This window comes from Amycolatopsis sp. NPDC004747, assembly GCF_053601335.1.
Genome location: NZ_JBSGBQ010000003.1, coordinates 215,948 through 239,204, shown reverse-complemented (window position 1 = coordinate 239,204; position 23,257 = coordinate 215,948). Strand labels below are relative to the sequence as shown.

17 protein-coding genes are annotated in these 23,257 nt (G+C 62.8%); 8 read left to right on the top strand and 9 right to left on the bottom strand.

Going from position 1 to position 23,257, the window contains the following annotated elements; all coding sequences use genetic code 11:
• Positions 1-107 precede the first annotated feature (107 nt).
• On the top strand, positions 108-1,670 hold the full coding sequence (locus ACWEGE_RS05995; protein ID WP_449659311.1) for a transcriptional regulator: 1,563 nt from the start codon (positions 108-110) through the stop codon (positions 1,668-1,670).
• Complete coding sequence (locus ACWEGE_RS05990) at positions 1,667-2,017, top strand: signal peptidase I (protein WP_449659310.1); 351 nt, start codon at positions 1,667-1,669, stop codon at positions 2,015-2,017. The genes ACWEGE_RS05995 and ACWEGE_RS05990 overlap by 4 nt, the downstream gene beginning before the upstream one ends.
• Here ACWEGE_RS05990 and ACWEGE_RS05985 read toward each other — a convergent pair.
• Positions 2,006-3,487, bottom strand: coding sequence for a helix-turn-helix transcriptional regulator (locus ACWEGE_RS05985; RefSeq protein ID WP_449659503.1), 1,482 nt, complete (start codon positions 3,485-3,487; stop codon positions 2,006-2,008). The genes ACWEGE_RS05990 and ACWEGE_RS05985 overlap by 12 nt on opposite strands.
• 419 nt (positions 3,488-3,906) lie before the next feature.
• Here ACWEGE_RS05985 and ACWEGE_RS05980 point away from each other — a divergent pair, with 419 nt between their 5' ends.
• Both ACWEGE_RS05980 and ACWEGE_RS05975 read left to right on the top strand, forming a co-directional pair.
• The gene (locus ACWEGE_RS05980) at positions 3,907-4,248 is read left to right on the top strand and encodes a MarR family transcriptional regulator (protein ID WP_449659309.1); all 342 of its coding nucleotides are present in this window, start codon (positions 3,907-3,909) and stop codon (positions 4,246-4,248) included.
• Between the two features lie 81 nt (positions 4,249-4,329).
• Positions 4,330-5,157 carry a Scr1 family TA system antitoxin-like transcriptional regulator gene (locus ACWEGE_RS05975; RefSeq protein WP_449659308.1) on the top strand — a complete coding sequence of 276 codons (828 nt, stop codon included), beginning with the start codon at positions 4,330-4,332 and terminating at the stop codon, positions 5,155-5,157.
• Between the two features lie 849 nt (positions 5,158-6,006).
• On the opposite strand, the gene ACWEGE_RS05970 is transcribed toward ACWEGE_RS05975, so the two are convergent.
• Positions 6,007-6,945 (bottom strand): PIN-like domain-containing protein, encoded by a 939-nt coding sequence (locus ACWEGE_RS05970; protein WP_449659307.1) that lies wholly within the window; start codon positions 6,943-6,945, stop codon positions 6,007-6,009.
• Between the two features lie 135 nt (positions 6,946-7,080).
• Between ACWEGE_RS05970 and ACWEGE_RS05965 the strand changes: the two genes are divergently transcribed.
• Entirely contained in the window at positions 7,081-7,911 is an 831-nt protein-coding gene (locus ACWEGE_RS05965) for a hypothetical protein (protein WP_449659306.1), read from the top strand.
• 771 nt (positions 7,912-8,682) lie between these two features.
• Here ACWEGE_RS05965 and ACWEGE_RS05960 read toward each other — a convergent pair.
• The 5 genes from ACWEGE_RS05960 to ACWEGE_RS05940 all read right to left on the bottom strand — a co-directional run bounded on the left by ACWEGE_RS05960 (position 8,683) and on the right by ACWEGE_RS05940 (position 13,922).
• Positions 8,683-9,468 carry a hypothetical protein gene (locus ACWEGE_RS05960; RefSeq protein WP_449659305.1) on the bottom strand — a complete coding sequence of 262 codons (786 nt, stop codon included), beginning with the start codon at positions 9,466-9,468 and terminating at the stop codon, positions 8,683-8,685.
• Complete coding sequence (locus ACWEGE_RS05955; RefSeq protein ID WP_449659304.1) at positions 9,465-9,824, bottom strand: hypothetical protein; 360 nt, start codon at positions 9,822-9,824, stop codon at positions 9,465-9,467. The genes ACWEGE_RS05960 and ACWEGE_RS05955 overlap by 4 nt, the downstream gene beginning before the upstream one ends.
• Before the next feature lie 181 nt (positions 9,825-10,005).
• Entirely contained in the window at positions 10,006-10,788 is a 783-nt protein-coding gene (locus ACWEGE_RS05950) for a succinylglutamate desuccinylase/aspartoacylase family protein (RefSeq protein WP_449659502.1), read from the bottom strand.
• A gap of 781 nt (positions 10,789-11,569) precedes the next feature.
• On the bottom strand, positions 11,570-13,021 hold the full coding sequence (locus tag ACWEGE_RS05945) for a recombinase family protein (protein WP_449659303.1): 1,452 nt from the start codon (positions 13,019-13,021) through the stop codon (positions 11,570-11,572).
• A 214-nt stretch (positions 13,022-13,235) separates the two neighbouring features.
• A complete protein-coding gene (locus ACWEGE_RS05940; RefSeq protein ID WP_449659302.1) occupies positions 13,236-13,922 on the bottom strand; it encodes a hypothetical protein in 687 nt (228 codons plus the stop codon).
• A 525-nt stretch (positions 13,923-14,447) separates the two neighbouring features.
• On the opposite strand from ACWEGE_RS05940, the gene ACWEGE_RS05935 reads away from it, so the two are divergent.
• Positions 14,448-15,122, top strand: coding sequence for a DUF4190 domain-containing protein (locus ACWEGE_RS05935; protein ID WP_449659301.1), 675 nt, complete (start codon positions 14,448-14,450; stop codon positions 15,120-15,122).
• 168 nt (positions 15,123-15,290) lie between these two features.
• Positions 15,291-18,224, top strand: coding sequence for an NACHT domain-containing protein (locus ACWEGE_RS05930; protein WP_449659300.1), 2,934 nt, complete (start codon positions 15,291-15,293; stop codon positions 18,222-18,224).
• A 74-nt stretch (positions 18,225-18,298) separates the two neighbouring features.
• On the opposite strand, the gene ACWEGE_RS05925 is transcribed toward ACWEGE_RS05930, so the two are convergent.
• The gene (locus tag ACWEGE_RS05925) at positions 18,299-20,914 is read right to left on the bottom strand and encodes a hypothetical protein (RefSeq protein WP_449659299.1); all 2,616 of its coding nucleotides are present in this window, start codon (positions 20,912-20,914) and stop codon (positions 18,299-18,301) included.
• A gap of 161 nt (positions 20,915-21,075) precedes the next feature.
• Positions 21,076-21,843 carry a hypothetical protein gene (locus ACWEGE_RS05920; protein WP_449659298.1) on the bottom strand — a complete coding sequence of 256 codons (768 nt, stop codon included), beginning with the start codon at positions 21,841-21,843 and terminating at the stop codon, positions 21,076-21,078.
• 935 nt (positions 21,844-22,778) lie between these two features.
• Here ACWEGE_RS05920 and ACWEGE_RS05915 point away from each other — a divergent pair.
• A complete protein-coding gene (locus tag ACWEGE_RS05915; RefSeq protein WP_449659297.1) occupies positions 22,779-23,159 on the top strand; it encodes a hypothetical protein in 381 nt (126 codons plus the stop codon).
• Positions 23,160-23,257 lie beyond the last annotated feature (98 nt).

Below are 23,257 nucleotides of genomic sequence, written 5' to 3'. Positions count from 1 at the left end.
ATACCTAGAATTCAAGGCCGAAACGACGTTCGATCCCATGCACAATCGGTGCAGAAGCAGTGCGCAACCACTGCATATCCGCTGCACAAGAGGGCTTTGGGGCTGCAATGAGCGGGGTAGGCGGCTGGACCGGGCGATCAGCGTCGGCGCTGCAATCCGCGTTGCGACTAAGCAATGAGAAATTCGCCGAGAAGCTCGGAATCGGCGCGCGCACGGTCGCGTCCTGGCACCAGAAGCCAGACCTGCGCCCGCAGTCCGAGATGCAGCAGGTCCTCGACACCGCGTATGAACGGGCGTCCGACGCCGAGCGAGCCCGCTTCGCCGAGCTGACCGGCGATGGGCCGGCCGCCCAAACCAGGCCGGACACGAAGGAAGCCGACCGACGACTGGCCGCTGACCCCCACGTCGGCGCGGCTCTCGAATGGCTCGACCAGCACGCCTACCGAAGCCCTGGCGCCGCACGCCGCGCTGTCGCCGAGCAGGCCGCGCGCGTCGACGCGCAGGAGGCGTACGCCCGGGCCACTCGCCGCGCATGGGTCGACCAGCGCGCCGTAACCGACGCGCTCGCCGAGTACTACGGCCGGCACCACGGTGACCACGGCTTGTACGCCGGAAGCTGCGGTGACCAAGCCGTGAACACCAGCATTCTGACCTGCGCTGATTGGCTCGATCTGGCGTGCGAACTACGCCCGCCGTACGACGGACTCACGATCGCAAGCGCCCGGCCAGACCCGCGGGAAGTGCTCGACGAGCACGCGACGAATGCAGCGGTTAACCGGCTGGCCGAGACGGTGGCCATGAACACGCGGCTCATGAACGCGCCGCTCTACCGACTGCTGAGCACGGACATCCGTGAACGCCACCTCGGCGGCACGTTCGGCGTGGACCACTTCGTCCACTACGCCCTGACGATGGACCTGCTCGAAGGCGAGCTGCTCGACGCGCTCGCGGCCGGCGACACGACGTCGCTGCCCCTGCGTGATCGCTACCTCCCAGACGTCGACGCGGTCCTGGACGTCGGCGGCCGACTCTGCGCAGGCGGAGCCCTCGCTTTGACGGCCATCGCTCGGCCGGCCGACCCGTACCGCGGCGAAGCGGACTACGTGCTCTTGGTCCAGGAACGCTCCGGCCACGTACTAAACGCCACGCGCCGGCTCGCCGTCATCCCGAAGGGCTTCCACCAGCCGCTCACCGACGTTCGACGAGAAACCCAGATCGGCGCGACGTTGCGCCGAGAGATGGAAGAGGAGCTGTTCGGCCGACCGGACGCTGACAACACCGTCGCCGACACGCTGACTGCGGACCCGATGCACCCGACCAGGCTCACGGAGCCGATGCGCTGGCTCCTCGCCGAGCCCGACCGCCTACGGATGGAGTGCACCGGCTTCGGCCTCAACCTCGTCAGCGGCAACTACGAGTTCGCCAGTCTGATCGTCATCGACGACGAAGAATTCTGGGCACGCTACGGCGGAGTGGTCGAAGCGAACTGGGAATCCGCGACTCTTCGTCAGTATTCGACTACCGATGCGGAACTCGTCACCGAGTTGTTGGGTGATGTAGCGTGGAGCAACGAAGGACTGTTCGCCATGACGCAAGGACTCCGACGTCTTGCGGAAATAGGCGGAGAGCGCGTGAAACTGCCCGCGATCGAATGGGAGATAGACCAGTGAGCGACGGTTGGACCGCCGGCAACGCCAACGAAGACGCGGCCGACACGCGCGGCTGGTTGGTCGGCCACTTCATCGACCCGTCGCAGGGCGTCCGCGCCTCCAAGGACGTCGAAGTCAAGTGGGCCAACCACCCTGCCGGGGATAAGCGTCCCGAGTGGACGTCCGATGACCAGCGGACCACGCTGGTGATGCTGATCTCCGGCGAGTTCCGCGTAGAGGTCACTGGCGGCGGCAAGATTATGAATCGCCAGGGTGACTACGTGATGTGGGGGCCGGGAGTCGACCATTCTTGGGAAGCGTTGGCGGATTCGGTAGTCCTGACCGTGCGCTGGCCCTCAGCAACCTAATTCGACGGCGGGAATCTTCACTCGATCACCGCCGATCTCGGCGAGCCGACGTAACCCCTGGAGAAACGCGAACAGTCCTTCGTTGCTCCAGTTTTCGTCACCGATCAGTTCGGTGACCAAGTCGCCGTCAAGCGTCGAATACTGCTGTAGGCCGGCTGCCTCCCAGTTCGCCTCCACGTCGCCACCGAACCGCGGCCAGAACTCCTCATCCTCGATCACGACCAGGCTGGCGAACTCATAGTTCCCGCTGACCAGGTTGAGCCCGAACCCGGTGCACTCCATCCGCAGCCGGCCGGGCTGCTCGGTCAGCCACCGCATCGGAGCGGACAGCCTGGTCGGATGCATCGGATCGGCCACCCTGCGTTCTCCGGCGGACCGATCGACGTCCGTCCTGCCGAACAGCTCCTCCTCAAGCTCGCGGCGTAGGGTGACGCCGATGCGGGCGTCTGCTCGCCGGTCCGCGAGCGGCCCATGAAAGCTCTTCGGGATCACCGACAGCCGGTCGGCCGTATTCACGACCTGCGCGGACCTTTGCTGAACCAGCAGTACGAAGTCGGCTTCACCACGGAACGGGTCCGCTGGCCGCGCGATCGCTGTCAACGCGAGCACGCCACCCGCGCAGAGCCGCCCGGGCAGGTCGAGTACTGCGGCCACGTCAGGTAGCTGACGATCCCGGAGCGGCATGTGTCCTGGACGCGCGGCACGGCCGCTCGCCAAGTACTCGATCAACTCGCGTTCCAGCAGGTCGACACCAAGCGCGTACTCGACAAACGACGCGATCCCTACCCTCGCCTGCAGCGCGCCGGGCTGCGGGTCGACGTCGAGCAGCCGGTACAGGGGAACGTCGGTGATCCGTGTGTCGGACGCTGCCGCGTCCGCGAGACGCTGTACCGCAGCTCGTTCGTCAACCGCCGCCGGTGGCCGCGCGTCGCCGCCCTCGAAGGTGGTCTGCTCGCCCGTGGCCGTCAGCGAGCAGGCGAGGTCCAGCCACGCCGCCCGGGTAAGGACGCTGGTAGTCATTTCCACCCGCCCACAGCGCGCGGTGTATGGCCGGTGGTCGCTGCTCGGCGGCGCGTAATAGTCCGCTAGGGCATCTGCGATGACGCTTCGCGGCGGATTCGGCCGGTACCGAGTTGGGGTGGCTGCGCTCGCGTACACCTGTTCACGGGCTCGCCCCAGCGGCCACCCGGCGTGCCGATCGAGCCAAGTGAACACCGGCTCGAACGAGTCGTCGGGGTTGAACTCCCGCGTGACGGCGCTCGGACCGATCAGGGCCTGCAGCTCGTCTCGTGAACGACCGAGCACGCTCGCGAGCTTCGGCCAGAGGTAGGGGAGTGGCACGTAGTCGCCGGCCTCCCAGCGCGCAACGGTCGACCGGTCGACGTGCAGCACGTCCGCCAGACCCTCTTGGGTGAAGCCAGCGACCTTGCGAGCTGAGATCAGCCCATCGCGACGTCGCCCTATGGGCATGGCCAACCTCCAACCCTGCGTGACCAGATCAATGTAGCAGCAGTAACTGCAGCTCAGACCGGCGAGTGCACTATGCGCGCCACACAACTGCCGCACTGCTGCGCTGGTCGTCGGATCTGACTCCCGTTTGACTGATTTCATCAGATCAGGAGGTCGAAGGGAGGGGACGTGACAGGCACTAGCTGCAGGTCGTTGCACGCAGGGCTCTACATCAGCTGGTGCCGGTGCGTGCTGGACGGCCTGACGCACGCGGTGACGGACGACGAGTTCCTGCGCGGCTTCCGCCTCCAGCAAGGCCGGTACCACTCTCTCTGCGGCCACGAAGTGCTGATTCACTCCTGCCTGGCACCGGCCGACCGTTCATGTCCGACGTGTCGTGAACTCGTGAACGCCTCCGCGCGCGTCGCTGTGAGACGGCGATGACGCCGATTTCGCCCCCTTCGCGTACGGACCTCGACGCGTTGTTGCTGCAGCCGGTACGCCTGTTCATCGCCTGCCTGCTGGCCGACACCAGCTGGCGTTCGCAATTGGCCCTCCAGCAGGCTCTGGGGATTCCCCCGCCCGAACTGGACCTGCACATCGAGTTCCTGCGCGCGGCTGGCTACCTCCAGTGCGGTGCCGAACCCCGCGAACTCCGCCTGACTGCGCTGGGTCTGAACCGGCTGCTGGAGCATATCGGCGCTCTGAAGACGGTCGCGGCAACAGCCGGCGTTCTGGTCGCAGAGGTGCGAGCTGCGGTTCCCGCCGAGAGCCCGCCCTGACAGCAGGCACCCAACTGCAGTCCTTAATCCGCAGCTCATGTGCGCGTTCCGACACCCACAGCCCTCAGCAAGGACTTGAAGATGCCCAAGCCGATCATCCGCCCGCCCGCGACTGTTGCCGTCAGCAGCAGCCTGCGCGACGCCCGCAAGCGCCGTGGAATCGGCTTGCGGAGGCTGGCCGAGAAGATCGGTGTTCATCCCGCGACGCTCTCGGCGTGGGAGTTGGGCATCAAAGTGGCGCCCGAGACCGCCGTGGCGTGGATCCTCGGATACCTCCGGGTCGAGTCGGCCGAGTACGACCGGGTGATGGCGCTCGCCCCGTGTGCTGGCGACGCGAACCTGGTCGACCAGTCTGACCCGCAGCTAGGGCACCTGCTGTGGACGTACGAGGAGCTTTCCAGACGTGTCGTGGAGTGGGCACCGCCGTGCATTCCCGAGCTACTCCAGACGCGGGAGTATGCCGAACGAGTACTCGACAGAACCGCAATGCAGGACGACCGCAGGGACATGGAGCTGCTGAGTCGGCAAGTCCGACAGCAGGCATTGAACGACGCGAATCGTCGCTACGTGTTCCTGGTCGCTGACCAGGCATTACACGACATAGACGACCTGTACAACGAGCAGATCGAGCACCTCCACGCGGCGGCGCAGCTCAAGCACGTGACTGTCCGGATCGTGCCGTCAACGGAGACCGCCTTGAAGCCGATCGGCGCCTTCACGCTCTTCGAGGACCGATCCGCTCCGATCGCCGTTGCGCTCAGGCACCACCACTGCACCACCTACCTGACCGACCGCAAGATGCTGAGCCGCTACCACGATACGTCGAGGGTCCTGCTGCGGCGCGCGTCCGATGAGCCTGCGAGCACTTCCGCCTTGAGCGCACCTGTGCTAATACGGGCGACACAGTGACTGCGGCGATCTACATCGACCCGCTTGTCATCCAGCCGGTAATCGACGGCGAGTGGCATCGAACTCGCTTGACGGAGATCCCCGCACCTGGACAGGTCATCACGATGCTCTGCGGAGCCTCCGGCGCCGCTGTGTTCGAGCTGTCCCACGAGCGTCGACGGCGCCAGATCCCTCAGCAGTGCGAACGATGCGACGTCGTCTATCGACGTCAGCAGGGGATCCCACTTCGGCAACACCGGACCGGATGACTTGGAGATGTCGGGTAAATGCCACGTTCAGAGCTCGATCAGCTGGTCATGAGTGTTACTGCGTATCAAGCGTCGTAGGTGCAACTCCCGACTCGCTACCGCTAAGCGTGCTGCTGTGACGGTAAGGGGCGACGGGTCCGTGTCGCGGACCCAAACTTGCGCTGCGAAGGTGGCTAGTGACGGCTGTGACTGTTTTTCCGAGGAAGCCGCCACCTCTGCAGGACCGACGTCTCTGCAGGTCAGTAGCTCTCGATGCCGTCACAACAACTGTGACGGCGTGATGTTGGCGGGACAAGCCGTGACAGTGACTCAGGTCGAATTTCGCTGACGTCGCGAGCTGACGCACCAGCAGTGCCGCCGCCGTGCCTGGCTCAACGCTGCTCTCGCCTGTGTCGAGCTGTTCGCCCTTGCGATCGAGTCAGGCGTGTTGCGTCATCAACTGTGGCGCCGGACCATTCAATGATGTCACGGGCTGTTGCTCGTCAAGCAGGCAGTGTTTTTATATTGCATGTGTCGATTGCACCACGAAAAGTGCAGCTGCATCTTGCTTGGAGGTTGAATGCATCTCCGTAGAGGAGAATTCGAAGGTTGTAGTGCAGGTTCAATCATTAACTTGACCAAATCTCTTTTTCAGTTCTCGAACGCGGTCTGCCATGCGCTCGCCTTCTTCTAATGTGGCGTTACTGACTTGTGTGTGCGAGTAAGTGCTCGCCAGAACCAGAAATTCATTAGGGCCCACTATGATAAAACGACACGCCGCGCGCTCCCGTGCTTCGAGTGCAAGTTCGGGACGTGGGCCAAGTGTTCTTCCGTGTGCCCTTCGCCACCAATCGTTTTTGCGGTCGGCAGTGATAAGTAGTAGGTAACTAGGCTTGCGGAGAGAAGCCTCGTTGAGGGTTTGATCCCACTGTAAATAGTCTCCAGGAGGTTCCTCCTTACTTGATCCTAAGTATCCGGGCGGAATGCGCAGTTCAACCCTGCGCATTGCTTCGCTGGCCGCTTCCGCATATTTCTCGGGGGCATACGCCTCGCCGACTCTTCCGGCGAAGATCGAATCAAGTCGATGCAGGATTGGATCCGGTTGCACAGGATCAAATTCTTCCTGGCTGGACTGAATGTCTCTGATCATCTGAGCTGCAGAATCGATATCCGGAGTTAGCAACTTCGCCAGTCGATCTCTCTCGGTGGCTGTCATCCCGAGCCGATTGGAAAATTCATTGACGCGAGACTCCAACTTTTGTGTTTCCTTGCGGTAACCGTCCAAAGCGGCCAGTATGTCACTATAGGATCGGTTTTGTGCATCAATAATCAACGCTCGGTTTTGGTGGAACTCTACCGCAGCTTGATGTGATAGCCAAAGCCTGTCGCGCAGATTGGCGAGTGCGGATATGAAGTGGTCACGTGCGGTTGGGCTATATAGGTAAAGTGCCAGTAGGACGTTGGTGTCAACCGCGATCATTCCCATTGATATGGCATTTTGTTTGTCCTCGGCTGTTGGAGGTATGAGATGGTCGAATTGATCAATCAACCCTTTGCTCACTCCCAACATCTCCTCTCGTGGTGGCCGGTATGGCCAGTTCGGCGGAATCGGCCTGGCTCTAGTCTAGCGGCATCTTCAGTCGCTCGCTGAGGCGGTTGGCTTGTCACGCCTCCTGCTCGCGAGTACGGTGGGCTGGTGGCTAATCTGAGTGACGAGGAACTGCATATCGCGGCGTACAATTTTCTAACCGTCGGTATGCCGGAGGAACTGCGAAGTCAGCTAGTTTCTCCAATTGCCAACATGCCCGAAGTGTGCGTAGAGGCGCAGAATGCCAAGCGGGCGGCAGAGAATGCGTCAGATCATATGCTTGTGCATGCTAATGCGATCGATCGACTACTCAAATTTGGCATGAAAGACTTCGATAGAAAGAACCTTCACCCCGATTCTCGGGACCTCTACCGTGCGGCGATCTTATTTGCTGGGGCTGGCCTCGATCGAGCGGTAAAGGCGTTGGTAGCTGGCGCCCTGCCGGTGCTGGCTACCTTTGATGATGAGGTCCAAACTAAGTTGTCGGCGTTTGCGGAGAGTGCAATTTCGAGCACGGATGGAGTAGGCGTAAGTCCTGGTGCGCTTGTCAAGTTCCTTCTGGGCGCAGGGGCATCTCCTCGTGAAGTATTTGCCGAAAATTGGGTAAAGGCTTTAACTGCGGGTAGCGCGCAATCGACGCAAAGATTAGAAGAAGTCGCGAGTGCTCTTGGCGTGACTGATCCGGAGATAAGGAAAAGGCTAAAATCAACTAAGGGGCGGAACTCTATGCTTGAAAAGGCTTTCATTGCGCGCAATCAGGTGGCGCATGACTTAGATATTGTTAGATCATGGGAACGTAGTGATAGTGACCCATTAAGCAAAATTCAGCGGAGCCGTAATGCTGGCGAGGTTCGAGATTTCGTGATCGAAATGATGGATATTTGTCAACTGCTCATAAATGACGTTGGCGCACGATTGGCGGTCCTCTCAAATGGGTGAAAGTAGAGGATCCTGGCAGCTTGTGCGGAAAAATGACGGATTGTCAAACTTGCAGTCTAGATACAATAATTGAGCACGATTGTTGTGTCGGCGTGCTGAGGGTCTAGCGATGCGCGCCAGTCGTCGTCGCAAGTCGGACTGTGTCGCGGAGCTCCGAAGAGCCTATGGAGCAAAACGGTGAACAGCTAGTTCGCCAGGTGTATGTGAGGCGGAACAAGCTAGGAAACGCCAGGCTCGTTGAGGACGTGTTTCTTCCGAATCATGACGTCCTAGTCGAGGCCGTCGAATCCCGCCCGGCCGGCTCTATCAACCGCACGGCCCCGACCGGGGCGGCCCGAGCTGAGTCCGCGCGGATCGACTGTTCGTCTTCGACAAGTTCGGTTACTGACAGCCGACGCCGCCTGGAACGCGGCTTGGTTCGACTAGAGCATCCGGCAGGCTGTCGGCAAACTATCACAAGCTGCACGGGTCCGGCAGTTCCACGGCTGCTATTCCGTCGACGACGACACCCTCTGGGGCGTGGTTCGCACCAGGAAGTCCGCCGCCAATAACCTGGTCGCGTGCAAGTCCCTCCGTTCCGCGCATTCGCGGCCAGCCGATCCGCAGCTGAGTGGTCGACAACAAGGCCGAGCTGTGCTTCGCGCCCGTCCTACTCGTCCCCGAGCCGACCCGATCGAGGCGCACTCCGGGCCGTTGTGGATGTTCGTCATCGCAGGATCGAACATCCGAACAATCCGCTACTGGCGCGTCGGCTGCACAATACGTGGTTGACTATTGGTGTCGCCCGTTCCTGATCCAGTAACTCATAAGAGCAATCCTTCGTGCTCCTTCTGTTGATGTAACGTGATGTATGCCGCGGGCGTCGAAAGCCACTAGAGTACCTGCTGGGCAAAAGACATTCAAAGCATTTACCCCATGTTCGGACAAAGAAGCAAGGGTAGACTCGCTGACTACGCCATCTCCGGCTGCAGAAGCAGTTGCAGCGTATCCGTCTGCCGCATAGCTGCCTGAGGACACTGATACTTCGATCGACTCATCAACTCTTGTCCGATTCCAAGTAGTACCTCGATGGGACTTGGGGTAATAAACAAGACTTGCATTTTTTTCAGTGACATCTGTGAGGTATAGGAAAACCTTAACTCGCTCGCGCCAACTATCCACATGCGGGCGCTCATCCGGACCATGTATTTCCGAAATCTCCCTGGATTGAACTTGGGCTCTGAAAAGATTAGCTGTACCGTCGAAGCACTCTGAAATGAGATGTTCAATCAGCGAACTTCCAAAAAAGAATCCGAACTGCTCGACCTGGTTGGCATCGTCAACGAATCGAGCTGACCAGCCTTCGCGAGAGATTCTCATTTCGGAATGAGGTGGAATCAGTTTAAGGCATTCCACAATTTTTGCGGGAGAGGCGAAAGCGGGGATCACGATAATTCCGGTGCTGACCAAAGCTGATCCGAGCGTGCTTAATGTCTGCAACTGGCACAATCGCTCAAGTCTTTCGAACGACTCTGCGCGTTCTGTTGCGTAGTCCTTAGATAGCTTCGTAGAAGTCATGATATCCTCCAGATCAGCGCGATGAGCCATGCGGCAAGGAATCCAAACGTCGAATAGATGATAAGACGACTTGTGATAACCACTTCTCGCGTCCATGCCCAGAAATTCTGACGTATTATTGCATGCCCGGTCAGCTTGGGCGACGAGAATGTCCCGAATCCTGGGATAAAAGTTATCCCAGTGCTCTCCAGGAGACAACGCTCCAGGTGTGCGCATTCTGTGCGAAGACCTAAGAAGAAGTACCTCTCTTGTACCAAGAACAGGTAGCCGAGGAGAGACACTACTGTGCCGAGGATATATGTCCCGACTTTGCTCGAAGATATCGCAAGACTGGTAAGTGCGACTTCGAGAGTCACCAAGAAAGCGTAGCGTGTCCACATTCGTGTCGTTTGGTCGCTGTGATAACTCATCCTTGAGCTATATATAGTCCGCAAGGTGGCTAGCTGTTCTGCTGACATCTCGCTTGGAACGGTAAGCTTTGAGTATTCAATTGAATTTAACGATCTTGCCATCTGTCTAACGACAAAGCTTGAATCGTCAGTTGGCATCCGACTCCTCCGTAAATGCGCGTAGAATCCAACTGTTGGCAGTCGCTAATGGCTGCCTTCGAAAGCAAATTGGAAGGCAATCAAATTTGGCTAGTAGTCCGACGGACCCAGTTGTTGCGACGATATCTACGAGCGGTGCGCCAGCGGAGACTGTTTCGCCTACTTCGAAGTGAAGGATAGGAATTCCGTCTATCGGGGAAACTACATCAACTATATGTCCGATTTGGGTTGGAGTTATCTGTTTCTGATGAATGTTGGCTATTATTTCAAGCAAGCGGTCGCGCCAAGTGGTGACGTCAATCAATGATGGTACTGTGTGGCTGGGAAGCTCAATAGTAACAGATCTTCTACCCTGAGATCTATGCCAATCCTCGAAAGAATTCGGAGTACCTGCTGCGATGATGTGAGGAAGGTCCGAGAGTGAGTCAAAAGTTGACGCGCTGGAGCCGACATATACATGTGGCAGGCCAAATTCTGGCGTATGCACGTCCACAATTGATCCGAAATCTTCCGAAACCTTCATGAGCTCGGACGCAAGAATTGATTCTCTGGAAGTTTCCTCGGCATCCCCGCCGAATATTCGATTCCAATTCCGTCCAGACGACGACGAAATTCGCCCGTTTAGGCCCCGGCACAGTTCGTCGAAAGCCCATGGGTTGCATCGTGGTACGATGCGTACGGGAATGCAGGGAATGTTTGTTCTCAGGAATTCGATGAGACTGAGTAATACAGGGGTAGAAAATGTTTCGTTGCCATGAAGTGCCCCCTGCATGTATATGCCGTCTGCTCGATCGCCGGCGCCGACATCGAAGTATGACAACATTCGATCATCTATCGACGTGTGGCGCCAGATGCCTTGACCAAGGTTCACCCGTTCTACGCTACGCCCGTCGGGTCGGATGGCAAAACTTGATCATCTTTCGAGTGTTGAGGAGGTTGGCGGCACCGTTCGCGGCGCTCGTCGACCTTGCAACGGCTTCACTTTCTGAGACATTGCTCTGACGTGCCTTAGGGCATCCGAGTGTCGTTCGGTTGTTTGCGCATTGCACTGCGTAGACAAACGTGGGTCGTCAGAACGTGCAAGTGTACTTTTGGGCGACGTTGAGACGAAGTTCGATCGTCGCAGTCGCGATAGGGCTGCACGTCTACAGCGTGCCTGAGGTCTTGGCGGATGCCTGTGCGGCTCCGACGGTGCGTTGCCCCGCCAGCATCACGTCTTACGCACTGCACTGGTGAGGTCGGCGACGAAGAGGATGACGAACGCCGAGGCGAGAAGCCGAAGTACCCCAGTCGCTAACGGATTGCTACTTTAAGTCACAGTGGACTACAGAAGGTAGTCGATGTGCTGCAGGGTAGACCCAACCACACCGCTCAACACGGTGTCGACTGTGGAACGTGAGTCGTGCGCTTTCCGTGAACAGCAGCACCCCGCCAGTTATTTTTAAGGCCGCCCGGGCAATTGCATTCGTGTAGATAGTGAGCAAGATCGTCCTCGGACACAGTATTACCCCACGGATCGCGAAACGCGATCATGAAACACGGTCGATCGTAGCTCAGCTCGAATCGATCTCCTCCAGTCGCCATCCTGCGCTGTCGCAGACGACGTACCGGCCCGAATCGCGCAGTGCCATCGCGACGCGGCTGCTTCGTGTCCGAGCAGACTCCAGCGTGGCGTGGCCGTCACTGTCTTGAACGCCGAGCCGGACGTGGATCTCGTCGACGAGGTGATCTTCGCGAATGTAGAGCGTCTTCGGCCGCGGTTGGCCCGCGCGTTGGCTGCTGGTGTGGCCATGTCGGCAGCGGTAGGTCGGTCGCCCGTGGTTCCAGTGGGAGTCCAGTCGCCGGTTGCAAACGCCGCAGTGGATGAGCCCGGCGAGGGTGAATCGGCGAGTCTGGCCGTCATCGGCGGGGCGCGCTGCCCGGATTTGCTGCGCGGCGACGAAGTCCTGCTCCGTGATGAGCGCCGGATGGGCAGCCTTCGCCGACAGCGCCGGCGTTGAGGCTGGGCCTTCGGTGCCGGTGGCGCGGCGGTTCCAGGCCTGGCGACCGGTGTAGCGCGGATTCGCCAGGATCACGGCGACCGTGCGCAGCGTCCAGGCCTCGCAGGTTCGATGCCGGTTGCGGCCCGGGTCGGCGCTGGACGGGCAGGGGACACCACGCTCGTTGAGGTGCCGGGCGATACTGGCGACGCTGTGCCCGGCGAGACGCTGGCGGAACATCCAGGCGACGTGTGGCGCGGTTCGGGAATCGGGGGCGAGCCGCTGGAGCCGTCGGCCCCAGCGGGCGTCTGCCGGGTTGGGGTGCGGGCCTGCGTCGACGAGCTGATAGCCGTAGGGTGGTCGGCCGCCGAGGTAGCGGCCTTGCTGGGTGGCCTGGTTGTGCATCGCCGCCAGTACCCGGTGGCGGGCACGGAGCACCTCGCGCTGTGACTGGGTGGCCAGCAGCGACAGCAGCGCTCGGTGATCGCGGTTGGCGAGGTCGACCGGGCCTCCGGTTTCGGGTAGCCACAGCTGGATGCCGTGCCGGGTGCACCAGGTGTAGAGGGTGGTGAACTGGGTGTCGGTGAAGGCTCGCTCGTACTCGCCGACCACGATCGCATCGATCACGGATCCTGGACCCGAGACTGCGGCCATGAGCTGGGCAGCCTGCGGTCGCTGTCGCCACGGGATGCGGCGTGAGGTGCCGGCGTCGAAGTAGGTGGCGACGACCTGGCCGTGGCCCGCGACCAATTCATCGGCCATGTCGCGTTGCCAGCCCTGCGACGACACACGATCTTGATGTCGGACGGTCGAGGTGCGGCCGTAGAAGGCGAACCGCAAGCCACTGCCGTGGTCGGGGCGGGTAGAGGTGGTGGTTGCCGGCTTCTTGCCGTTCATCCACTGCGACAGCGGGTCGGCCGTGCCGGCAAGTGGTGCGGCCACCTGAGGCGAGGGCGGGTGCGGTGGGATCACGCTGGACGGATGTCGCGGCCGTCGGGTTATGACGGCGCGCTCCGAGCGGTTCATCCGATCAGCGCAGTCAACGCGTCATCTAGGCGCCTCAAGCGTCGTCTCCGCCTGGGATCGGGCCGAATCGCTCTGCGAGCGGCGCAGCGAGGCACGTCTTCGTCTCACCCGCGTCCACTGGCCGACGCGCTTAACTCGCATGGCGGCGGAAGTCGAAGGGGCTGTGAGAGGGTTTTTACGTCAATAAACGACGGCAGCTGCAAGACTGGGTCGATTACTTGACGAACTGCATCTTGGGGCAGCCTTGGAATGTGACGCTGCCGTCGCCTCTTCCGACAGTGACGATCAAGGTGGTCGCATGGGTCACGAACTTATTGTCGATGATGTCGCCTGCCGCGCTGGTGCGTTCCCAGTAGCAGTCGCTGGCGGCCCGGGCTGCCTTCCACTTGCCAGGTGCGATCTTTCCGGGGCCTCGCCCGACTTCGTAGGTGGCGTTCGACTTCGTCGCGAGGCCCGTGAGGGCCGCGTCGATGTCCTTGGCGAACGTGGGGCAGAGGATGGGAATCCCGACCTGGTAGACGCGTGCGCCGTTGGCGTCACTGGTCGCGTTTCCGTCGAGCCATTCACTCGGATCCACGCCGCCATCCGTCGCCTTGCTCAGAGAGGGAAAGGTATCGCAGGCAGCCTTTACGAACAGGTGCGCGTACGGGTATTCACTGACGGTCAACCCTGCGGCCTTGACCTTTGCGTCGACTTCCCGCTCTTGGGGCGTCGCCTCGTCACTTTGCGCAGTAGGCTCGGTGCTGGGGGATGGCGTGTAAGCGGGGGCGTAGATAGTCGAGGTCGTCGGTAGCGCTGTCGTGACGCTCGAGGTCAACTTCTGCGGTGCAGTGCTTGCCGCACACGAAGTTAGTACGACAGCAGCAACCGCGATCGTTACCGTCACTGCTGCCTTCTTCATTGGTTCGTCCTTCGTCGAGTTGATCGGTCGCGGGGTACTGATCGCGCGACGGTGACGCACTGTTACAAGCGGACCAGTCAAGCGGCTGGACTGTTGTCAGCCCCATGCATGGATCTTTTTGACGGCCTGCTTTAGACGGGCGCGGCGGATAGCCAACGGAGTTCCCGGCGCTCCGCGTTTTCGCAGCCAGGAGGTGAGGGTAGGTCGTCGTCTCGCAGGCTTGTCGCCGGCCACCCAGCCAGTACTCACGTCGCAAATCAGCTCTGGGTGACGTCGTTCCACGTCTCCACGCTCTGCTCCGAACGAGTGAACTTGAAGTTTCAATGTCTTACCGTAGGTAACGGTGGTAAGTCAGTCGCTTACGGGGGCCACCAGCGGAAATGATCGTGAATGGTGTCGCTTGAGTCCGTTCCGTGACCTTAAGCGGCTTTCGCGTCCTGTTACGCACGCGGCCCGGGAGGCGACGGATGGCGCAGAGCGTGACGCGTTCGGTTGCGTCGCCGCTGGACTGAAAGAGGCAGCCCCGTGTCTTACGCCCCCATGCCACCGTCGGCGCCGATGCCGGTGCCGAACCAGTACAAGAACGGCCTCGGCACCGCCGGGTTCGTGCTTGGCCTGGTCGGTCTGATCTTCGCGTTCATCCCGATCATCGGTGTCATCGCATGGCCGCTGGTGATCCTCGGGCTGATCTTCGGCATCGTCGGGACGCTGCGCGCCAACCGGGGCCAGGCGAGCAACAAGGGGCTGGCCATCACCGCCGTCGTGCTGTCGGCGATCGGGCTGGTCATCTGCGTGCTCTGGACCGCGGCCTTCGGCAAGGCCGTCAACGACGCCGCGAACGGCCTGCCGACGGCGGCCGCGCCGGCTGCCGTCGCGGATGCCGGATCTCAGCCCGCCGCGGCAGCCCCGACCGCGGCCGCGGCGGCCAAGCACACCGTCGTCCTCGAGGTCACGACGGCGGCGAAGTCCAATCTGCAGTGGGGGAGCGGCTTCACCGAGAACTCCCAGGAGGTCCTGGAGAAGGGCAAGACCTGGAGCCAGACCCTGACGATGGACGATCTCGTGTTCACTTCGGTCAGCGCCACCCCGGTCGAGTTCAAGATGGGCAGCAAGGACAACACCTGCAAGATCACTGTCGACGGCAAGGTCGTCGTCGAACAGCACAACAGCATCGGCGCCATCTGCACTTACCAGCCCTGAGCCTCAAGTTGCACACCGCTGTGCGGCCGACCAGCGCTCGGCACAAGACTTCACCGAGTAGATGATGACCGACATGCATCACGGCGGGGAGCTAGCTCGGCTCCTTCCGCTGGTCGGATACAGCTTCATGCCGGGCAATCGGTCACCAGCATGGACTAAAGGATGGGCATGGCCGGAGACCTCGAATTCGCCGAACCCGTACGCCGTTGGCTGCGTGTCCGCAGCGGAGAGGACCAGGACGACCCGCCGTTCGAGCTGGACGATGAAGGGTTCCTGCCGGATCCCACCGCCGATGCGTCGCTGCAGGCGGGGCCGGGCATGGTGCGCCCCGAGGACGCCGTCGTCGAACAGGGCGCGCTGGTCCTCCTCGGGGAACCTGGAGCCGGCAAGACGACCACCTTCGCCCGGTTGACCGAGGCCGACCGCAGCGCCGGGGAGCCCGAACCGGGATCTCCCGGCACGGTATGGATCACCGGTTCGGAACTCGGCGATACCAGCTCCTTCAACGAGGTCCTGGGCGAACACCTCGCGGCGCTGCCGCCAGCCGGAACCGCGGAGCCGCCGACCGCGATGTTGACGATCATCCTCGATCAACTCGATGAAGCGGCGAACTTGTTCCGGTTGCCAGCGCGATTGAAACGCGCACTCAATGACAAGGACACTCGTGCACTGCGGTTCCTGATCGCTTGCCGGACCGCGGACTATCCCGAAGGCCTGACTCGAGTGCTGGAGCAAGCACTCGGCGCGTGCGTCGTCGCTGATCTGGCGCCGCTCACTCGCGACGATGTCGCCACGCTTGCCGCCAGCACTGATGTGGACGCTACAGCGTTTGTCGACGCCGTGGTGCGGGCTGGCGTCGGAACGCTTGCCAACACGCCCTTGACTCTGAAGGTCTTGCTCGCGGCGTTCCGGCAGGAGGCGGACGCGCTGAGCGGGACACCTCGAGAGCTGTTCGAAACGGGAGTCACGCACCTGGCCGACGAGCACGACCGCGGACGGGCCGTCAAATCATGCACCAACACCACAGTCGAAGAGCGGTTGGTGATCGCAGGACGGATCGCCACTCGCATGCTGCTGTGTGGCCAGCGCACAATCTGGTGTGGCGAAGCCGCTCAAGCCGGCCCAGACGACATCACCGAAGGGATGCTGGCACGGGGACGCGAGACTGCGGCCGGCTCCTTCGAGGTGTCACCGGCAGCAGTGGGGGAAACGCTTAGAACAGCGTTGTTCTCTCGGAGCGGCACGAATCGCGTCGCCTTCGCCCACTCGTCGTTCGCCGCGTTTCTCGCTGCCCGATATCTAACTGCCCGCTCCAGCGGCGACGCCGACGCACAGCGGGGGATAGCCGGCGTCTTCCTCGTCGCAGCACCCGATGAGGAAACCGCAAGTATTCCGATTCACCTGCGGGAGACTGCGGCGTGGATGCTCGCTCACGCCCCCGGAGCACATCGCTGGCTGGCTGCAGCCGATCCTGAAGGTCTGATCGCACACGGTGCGTACATCACGGACTTCGGGGCACGCGCTGCGATGGTGGACGGGCTCCTGCGCCGCGCCGGGGAAGTCGAGCTCAGCGAGGGGGCATGGCACCGGACCTGGTGGAGACTGACGCACCCAGGACTGGCAGGTCAGCTGAAGGCAGTGCTGTCCAGCATACTGACCACAGGGTCCGAGGAATGGCAGGACTTTGCTGCCGCGGGTTTGGCGATCCGCTTCGCCCTCGACGGCGACGTTGCAGAGGTCACAGAGCTGCTCATCAAGGTCGCCGAGGCACCGAAACTCACTCCGGCACTGAGGAATCGCGCGATCAAGGCGTCGATGGCGACCAATCCGACGATGGCGGCTCCGCGGCTACGGAACCTTCTGGCCTCGCTCGCTGCCGAAACCGACGCCGACAACGACAGTGAAGAACTCGTCGGGACAATCCTCTCGGAACTGTGGCCCGATCATCTCGACCTTGCTGACGTGCTGCCGCATCTTCGCCCTGTGCGCGCCAATTCGGCGACCGGCATGTATCGATGGCATCTGCGGCGCCTTCCCGGAGACGTCGCCGAACCTGACATTCCGGCCTTGCTGACACATGGCACCCACCTTGTTGACCAACTTCTGGCGCCCCCTGCTGGTTCCGACACGCCAGAGCCGACCAACTTCAGTCCAGACCTCTCGCGCAGTCCGACGTTGGACGATGTGATCGCGCCAATCTTCGACCGCATCACGGTGTCACCGAACGTCGAGGAATACCTGCCGGCACTCGCGCGGCAGGTTTCTCGGATGCTTCTGGCGTCGGCCACAGTGCCGGTACCTCTGGGCGCCGACCTTGTCGATGAGAGCGGGGAGCCCACGACGTCCAGCACCGCCGTCAGGCGTTCATTCGCCGAGGCTGTGATCCTGGCGCTCGCTGCCGAGGTTGAAGAATTTGATCGATACCACGCGCACCTGGCCCTATGGGAATGGAAGTCCGCCCGCCGTGGATCGGCTGCTCCGCAAGTGCTTCGACGCGGCGATCGGACACATTTGCTCGACGACAGTGACTTCGCCTGGCTGCTCGGGCGAGTTGACGACCTGCGCGGCAGCGGCGAGAACAAGCAGGCAGACGCCATGGGGCTGGTCGCAGCCAGCGTTGCAGACCTCTACAACCCGTCAACGTTCGAGCTTGCCTACGCTCGGCGCGGCACACCGGAAGGTGAACACTTCGCTTGGGCGTTCGACGGCGTCGCTCTCGACAGCACGCTCGCAGAAGCTATGCGTCGAAACACTCCGAAGGAGAAACCGTGGGAGCACGCGGACGCGTTCGCCAGCCAACAGCGCGACCGACTGCAGTCGGCCGTAGCCGGTGACGCCAATGCCTTCTGGCGGCTCACGCGTGATCTGCGAGCCGATGTCGCAACGGGACAGTTCCAAGCCTTAGACTCCGATGATCCACGAGTCCTGCCCGGTGCTTCCCTGTGGGCACCCGAAGACTTCATCGCGGCGTTCAGCGTCGCCGCAACCCGAAGGCCAACGCGAGAAAGCTTGTCGGCCCTGAGCCCTTGTTGGAGGCCCTGCTCAGTCAGGCAGACGAGATCTTCGAGGAGTCTGGGCGACGAACCCTGCCGTGTGTCCTGACGATCACGAGAGCAGCCCCAAGCTGACGTGGAGCGACATGGACAGGTAACGTCCGGCATCGCGTCGAGGGCGGGTTACGTGAGAAGTGCGGCTTGGAGCAGCTGCTCGTTGATTCGGGCTGTCTCGGTGAGTGCTCGGACTGCCGCCGGGATCGGGCTGAGTGGACATGTCTTGCCACCGGAGGGCAGCCCTTCAACGCCGGTGAGCAGAGAGAAGGGTGTGCTCATCGGAGACAGCGTGTAGACACGCCAGCGCGGGGCGGTCGACTCGGCGATCGCGAGCGTTCGGCCGTCGCGCAGGACGATGGTTGTCTTTGATGCGTTTCGTGCGACGACCGCGGAGGGGGACGTGACGAGAGTCGCGACGCGGGCGGCCATGCGACGCGGGTTGCGGAATTCTCCGTCGATGACCCACACGCCGTCGATCATGCGGGCGGGCAGGCCCTCGTTTTCGAGTGCTGCGCGGTCTACGGCGTGGAGGTCGTCGGCTGCGGTGGCGGCGAGGTCGATGACCGTTTCGACCTCGCTCCAGGTGGGCACGCGCGCGTATGGCTTGTCGGGAACGTGGAGGTATTCTTCGGCGAGTTTCGGGTCGGCGTAGGCGGCGAGTTCGGCGGCGTCGGTCCAGGCTTCTCTGGCGATGATGTCGTGTTCCCGACCGCCGTGGAGGGTGGCGTCCTGCAGCAGCAGAGCGAGACAGACGGCGATCAGCGAGCTGACGAAGTCGAGCGCTTGACCAGGCACGTCCTCCTGCTCGGCGGCATCCGGCACCAGGGTGCGCGTCAAGTCGCCGAGGTCGGAGCGCCATCTCTCATCGGCGCCCCATACCGCGGAGGCGAGCAGCACCAGGTAAGTGCGGGTGACGAGCATCCGTAGTTCGAGAGGGGGGCGCGGTGTGGCGGTCGCGGCGCGTGTCCACCGGCGAGCCCAGGACCGGTACTGAGCTCGCTGTGACGCGGGAATGTCGGGTGCAAGCCGTGCGGAGCCGGCTGAGGCGGCTTCGGTCAAGTCTTCGACCGCGTCGTCCCTCTCGCCCTCGGCCAGCTCTGTGTCGTTGACGTCGGTATCGACGGACCAGCTTGTGGTCGCCAGTGCGGGAGCGGCGAGTACGCCGGGAAATAGCAGTCCGGTGAGGTGCGGGCCGAGGCTGCGTTCCACGGACTCCAGCCACACACCCCACCGGTCGTCGGGCGGCAGCGCGGTTGCCGTCGTGCCGGCGACTGAACGCAAGGCCGAGGCCCCGGTGGTCACCTTGCGCTCGTGGACGTGGCTGAGCAGCCGGAGCAGGTCGGCGTTGAACCGGCGCGCGAGAACCTCGTCGGTCAGGACGGTGTCGTCCTCGGCGATGAACGTCATCCGCGGCTGGTTGGTGGTGTCGTCGCGGGGCTGGCATCGGGCTGTGTCGGTGAGGAAGACGACGGGGGAGACGAGACGTTCGCCTGGTTCTTCGGCTCGGGCGCGGACCGCGCCGCCGAGCGCTTCCGGTGCCGCGAAGCTGACGGCTTGGGCGGCTGTGCTGGTGGTGGTGAAGACGTGCAGGGGTGTCCAGGTGCCGGGGGTGCCGTCGGGTGAGGATTCGATGGTGATCGGCGCGCTTGTGGTGGTGACGAGCTCGACGAGGATCGTGTGCTGTATTCGTCGTGCGCCGAGCACGACGAGCGTGTGCTGCTGCGCGCGTGAGTCAACGGGGATCGTGTTGTTTCCGATGATGGTTGTGCGGTCGACGGCTGTGCCTTCTGGCAGCAGGGATGCGGGCACCGGCATCGTGGTGACGAGTTCGCAGTTGCCACCGTCTGCGGTGGTGGCGAGGAGCGCGGCGGCGCTGAGGTTGGCGCTGCCGGTCATGGCGATCGTCGTGTCGTCGACGGTCCATTCGACGAGCTTGCCGTGTCGGGTACGTCCCTCGTCCAGGTAGCGGAACCGGGTGAGGGCGACGGATGCGGTGGCCGCGGCGAGGGCTTCTCCCGAGTACTGGGTGATTCGCTTCTGAAGTGCCAGGTCGACCTCGCGCGGCTGCAGTCGGTCGATCAGCGACTGGACGCCGTGCCCGCGTGCGTCGAAGAACGGCGCTGTTATTCGCAGCGAGCGCACCGGCCCGGGCGGCAGTTGCCCGACTAGGGAATGCCGCAGGTTCCCGAAGATCCGCAGGTCAGGTAGGGAGCCGTCGAGCTCGCCCGGGGTGATCCAGTGTCCGACGTGCGTCACGGTGTCGGCGATCCAGGACGGCATCTTGACCACTTGGGGCAACTCGGTAAGCCATGCACCGAGATCGCGCATAGCTGCCGGCCCTCGGTGCCGGGAAGCCCGCAGGACGAGCCACAACTCGTGGTTGTGACCCCAGCCGGACATGGTCGGGTTCCCGGAGCCGATCGCCGCCCAGACGTTGTCGTCACCGGCCAAGATCACGACCTTCGGATGAAATGCACCGGTGCAGCCGACGTGGGCGTGTTGGTAGATCCGGCCCGCCTGTCGGACGTCGACCGCCTCGTGCACGGCGTTGCCCGCATCGCCCAGAACGGTGACACGAGCACCCAGCGCGCGAGCGGTCGGCACGCAGTGTCGCTCGAAGAAGCCCAGGTCGAGGGTGTAGCCGGTGACGAGGCACTCGCGCAGTGGTGCGCCGTCGGCTCGACCGTCCCACTCCTGCAGCAAGGTCAGCGGGGAATGGAACTGGTGTGCGGCCTTACTCATGCCGCCAGCTCCAGTACCTGCACTGCCAGTGGTGTGATCACGAGACCGGTGTCGTTGCGCTCGGCAAGTCCCAGCTGGCGGGCGATGAACTCGAACTGATCGACGCGCAGCCCGACGTTGCCGGCACCTTCCGTGCCGGCCGCGTAGTACTGGCCGTTGCGTTAGTGCAGCTTGGTGAACAGCTTCATCCGCCCCTGAGCGTCTAGCCGGAGTTTGCGGAGCGCGACTCGTCGGGACTGCGCGAGCATGTCGTCGACGAAGGCCCGCGCAAGCTCGGCCATCGGCTGGCCTTCGTGCTCGCGGTGCCGGTAGGACACCCAGTGCGGATCGAGGAACTGCTTCCGTTCGGGGTAACGGCCGAGGAAGGCGGCTTGGCTACGGCCCGTGAGCTGGTTCTTGCGCTGCCCCCCGAACAGCAGCGCTGCCAGGTCTGCCGTGATGGCGGTGTGGCCGTCGCGCACTTGCCGTTCGGCTGGATTCGGCTCTCCTTCGGCGTCGACGAGGCTCGGGCACCCTGCCAGGAAGGCTCGCACTGTCATGGTCGGCACTTCGGCGGAGATCCACTGGTAGAGGTCGTCCTTGGTCGCCGAGCCGTGCGTGGTGACCTGCTCGACCAGTGCTGCCCACAACCGCCGCCAGGCTCCGACGGACAGCCGCCGCAAGAGGGTGCCGCGCCACGCTTCTGCTCGGTCTTCGGCCGACAGGACGGGGTCGGTTCGGATCCGGTTACCGTAGGCGACGCAGTCGTGAAGGGCCTCCGACCAGCTGGAAGCACCTGGCTGGAGCATGGCCGAGCGAGCCAGGACCCGCAGCGTCGACAGTCGAGTTCGGTCGTTGCCCGTCCATTCCTGCGGGTCGTGCCGGCCGTCGCGGGAGGCAGTGATGAGGTCACGGAGCGGCCCGAGGTCCGCGGCTTCGTTCGCGTCCATCGCCAGTCCAGAGAGGCGAGCGACGTCGTCGGGGTGGACTGGACGGTCGTGTGCCAGCTCCAGCAGGGGCCGGAACATCTCCCTGACGGCGGGGGGGACACCCGCGGGGGCCGGGCCGCAGGGCGCCGCTTTCCACGGTGACCGTGCCCAAGACGGCGCTGGGCCCGTTGTACTGCGACCAGAAACCCCACGGGCGGGGTGAGTAGGAGGTGCGGCCGATTTCGGCGAGTTCGTCGATCTGTCCTCGGCTGACCATGGCTTCGACCCGGTCGGCTCCGTGCGCGGCGATCGTCTTGCCGCGGGAGACCAGGGCAAGAGCGACTTCCGACCGGCGGAGAACCGTCTGGCACGTGCGGGTATCCCAGTCCCGCCGCCCCGCGACGTCGGCGAGTGCCCAGTAGAGGGAGTAGTACCGAGCCAGTGTGGTCAGCGTCGACACGCCCGGTACCAGCGTGTCCACCATGCCCATCACCGGCGACTCGACCGAGAGAGGGTACCGCCCCCCCCTCAGATCCAGGCCTGGCTCGCACCAGACCGGGCCGGCAACCTCGGCTGACGTCATCGCAGCCACGGCAGCAGCCTGGATCGATCGCTCCTGAACATGATCTTACTGTCGCCGTTCGTCGCCGTTGTGTTTCAGTTGCGTGCTCCAAGACCGCTGGCCCTGGCCGTGCGTCCATTGGGATGAGCCACGCAGATGTAGTGGCCCGTGGGGCCGGAGACCTTGAGCCCACGGTGGGCGTCCACCGGCTTTCGATGCCGAGGGTCTACAAGCAGCGCAACGTGGTCGAACGCTGCTTCAACCGCCTCAAGCAATTCCGCAACCTGGCCACCCGCTACGCCTAACGCGCCGCCTACTACCAGGCCGAACTCGCCATCGCCGTGATCATCCTCTGGATCCGATGACTTACAGGACGGCTCCTAGGAGACCGTCGATGCCCTCAACCCGGTTCCGCCAGCTGGACAACCTCGACCAGCATCGCCAGGACATCGCGGCCCGTGTGCTGCCCGCGCTGCGCGAGGTGACGGTCGAGTGGATCGACCGCGGGAACGACATGGGCGTGCTGGTCATCAACATTCCGGTCCAGCCGCGATCGAACCACCTGTTCGCCGTTCCGGCTCCGAGTAAATATGCCGAGGTGAGCAAGATCGCCGTTGCCGTCCCGATCCGCAACGGCGACGGCACCGACTGGCTGCGGCAGCACGAGAATCGGCACTTCATCGGCCTGGGTTACGCCAAATCCGGCGACGGGGAGAACAAGTTGGCCGTCGCGCTCGCGGCCGTCCAGGGCCCGCGCGACGAGCAGTCGAAGTAGGACCGCCTGCCTGTGTCCAAGGCGCCCGTTGAGTAGCTTGGCGCGGCTCATGGCGGCGTCCCGCGCATGCCGTACTCCGGGACAGCGATGACATGTCG

Bases quoted from the DNA above. Each gene is read 5' to 3' on its own strand.
- ACWEGE_RS05915 (WP_449659297.1), top strand. From the start codon at position 22,779: ATGCCCTCAACCCGGTTCCGCCAGCTGGACAACCTCGACCAGCATCGC.
- ACWEGE_RS05960 (WP_449659305.1), bottom strand. From the start codon at position 9,468: ATGACTTCTACGAAGCTATCTAAGGACTACGCAACAGAACGCGCAGAG.
- ACWEGE_RS05925 (WP_449659299.1), bottom strand. From the start codon at position 20,914: ATGAGTAAGGCCGCACACCAGTTCCATTCCCCGCTGACCTTGCTGCAG.
- ACWEGE_RS05975 (WP_449659308.1), top strand. From the start codon at position 4,330: ATGCCCAAGCCGATCATCCGCCCGCCCGCGACTGTTGCCGTCAGCAGC.
- ACWEGE_RS05980 (WP_449659309.1), top strand. From the start codon at position 3,907: ATGACGCCGATTTCGCCCCCTTCGCGTACGGACCTCGACGCGTTGTTG.
- ACWEGE_RS05995 (WP_449659311.1), top strand. From the start codon at position 108: ATGAGCGGGGTAGGCGGCTGGACCGGGCGATCAGCGTCGGCGCTGCAA.
- ACWEGE_RS05985 (WP_449659503.1), bottom strand. From the start codon at position 3,487: ATGCCCATAGGGCGACGTCGCGATGGGCTGATCTCAGCTCGCAAGGTC.
- ACWEGE_RS05940 (WP_449659302.1), bottom strand. From the start codon at position 13,922: ATGAAGAAGGCAGCAGTGACGGTAACGATCGCGGTTGCTGCTGTCGTA.
- ACWEGE_RS05950 (WP_449659502.1), bottom strand. From the start codon at position 10,788: ATGCAGGGGGCACTTCATGGCAACGAAACATTTTCTACCCCTGTATTA.
- ACWEGE_RS05945 (WP_449659303.1), bottom strand. From the start codon at position 13,021: ATGAACCGCTCGGAGCGCGCCGTCATAACCCGACGGCCGCGACATCCG.
- ACWEGE_RS05930 (WP_449659300.1), top strand. From the start codon at position 15,291: ATGGCCGGAGACCTCGAATTCGCCGAACCCGTACGCCGTTGGCTGCGT.
- ACWEGE_RS05920 (WP_449659298.1), bottom strand. From the start codon at position 21,843: ATGGACGCGAACGAAGCCGCGGACCTCGGGCCGCTCCGTGACCTCATC.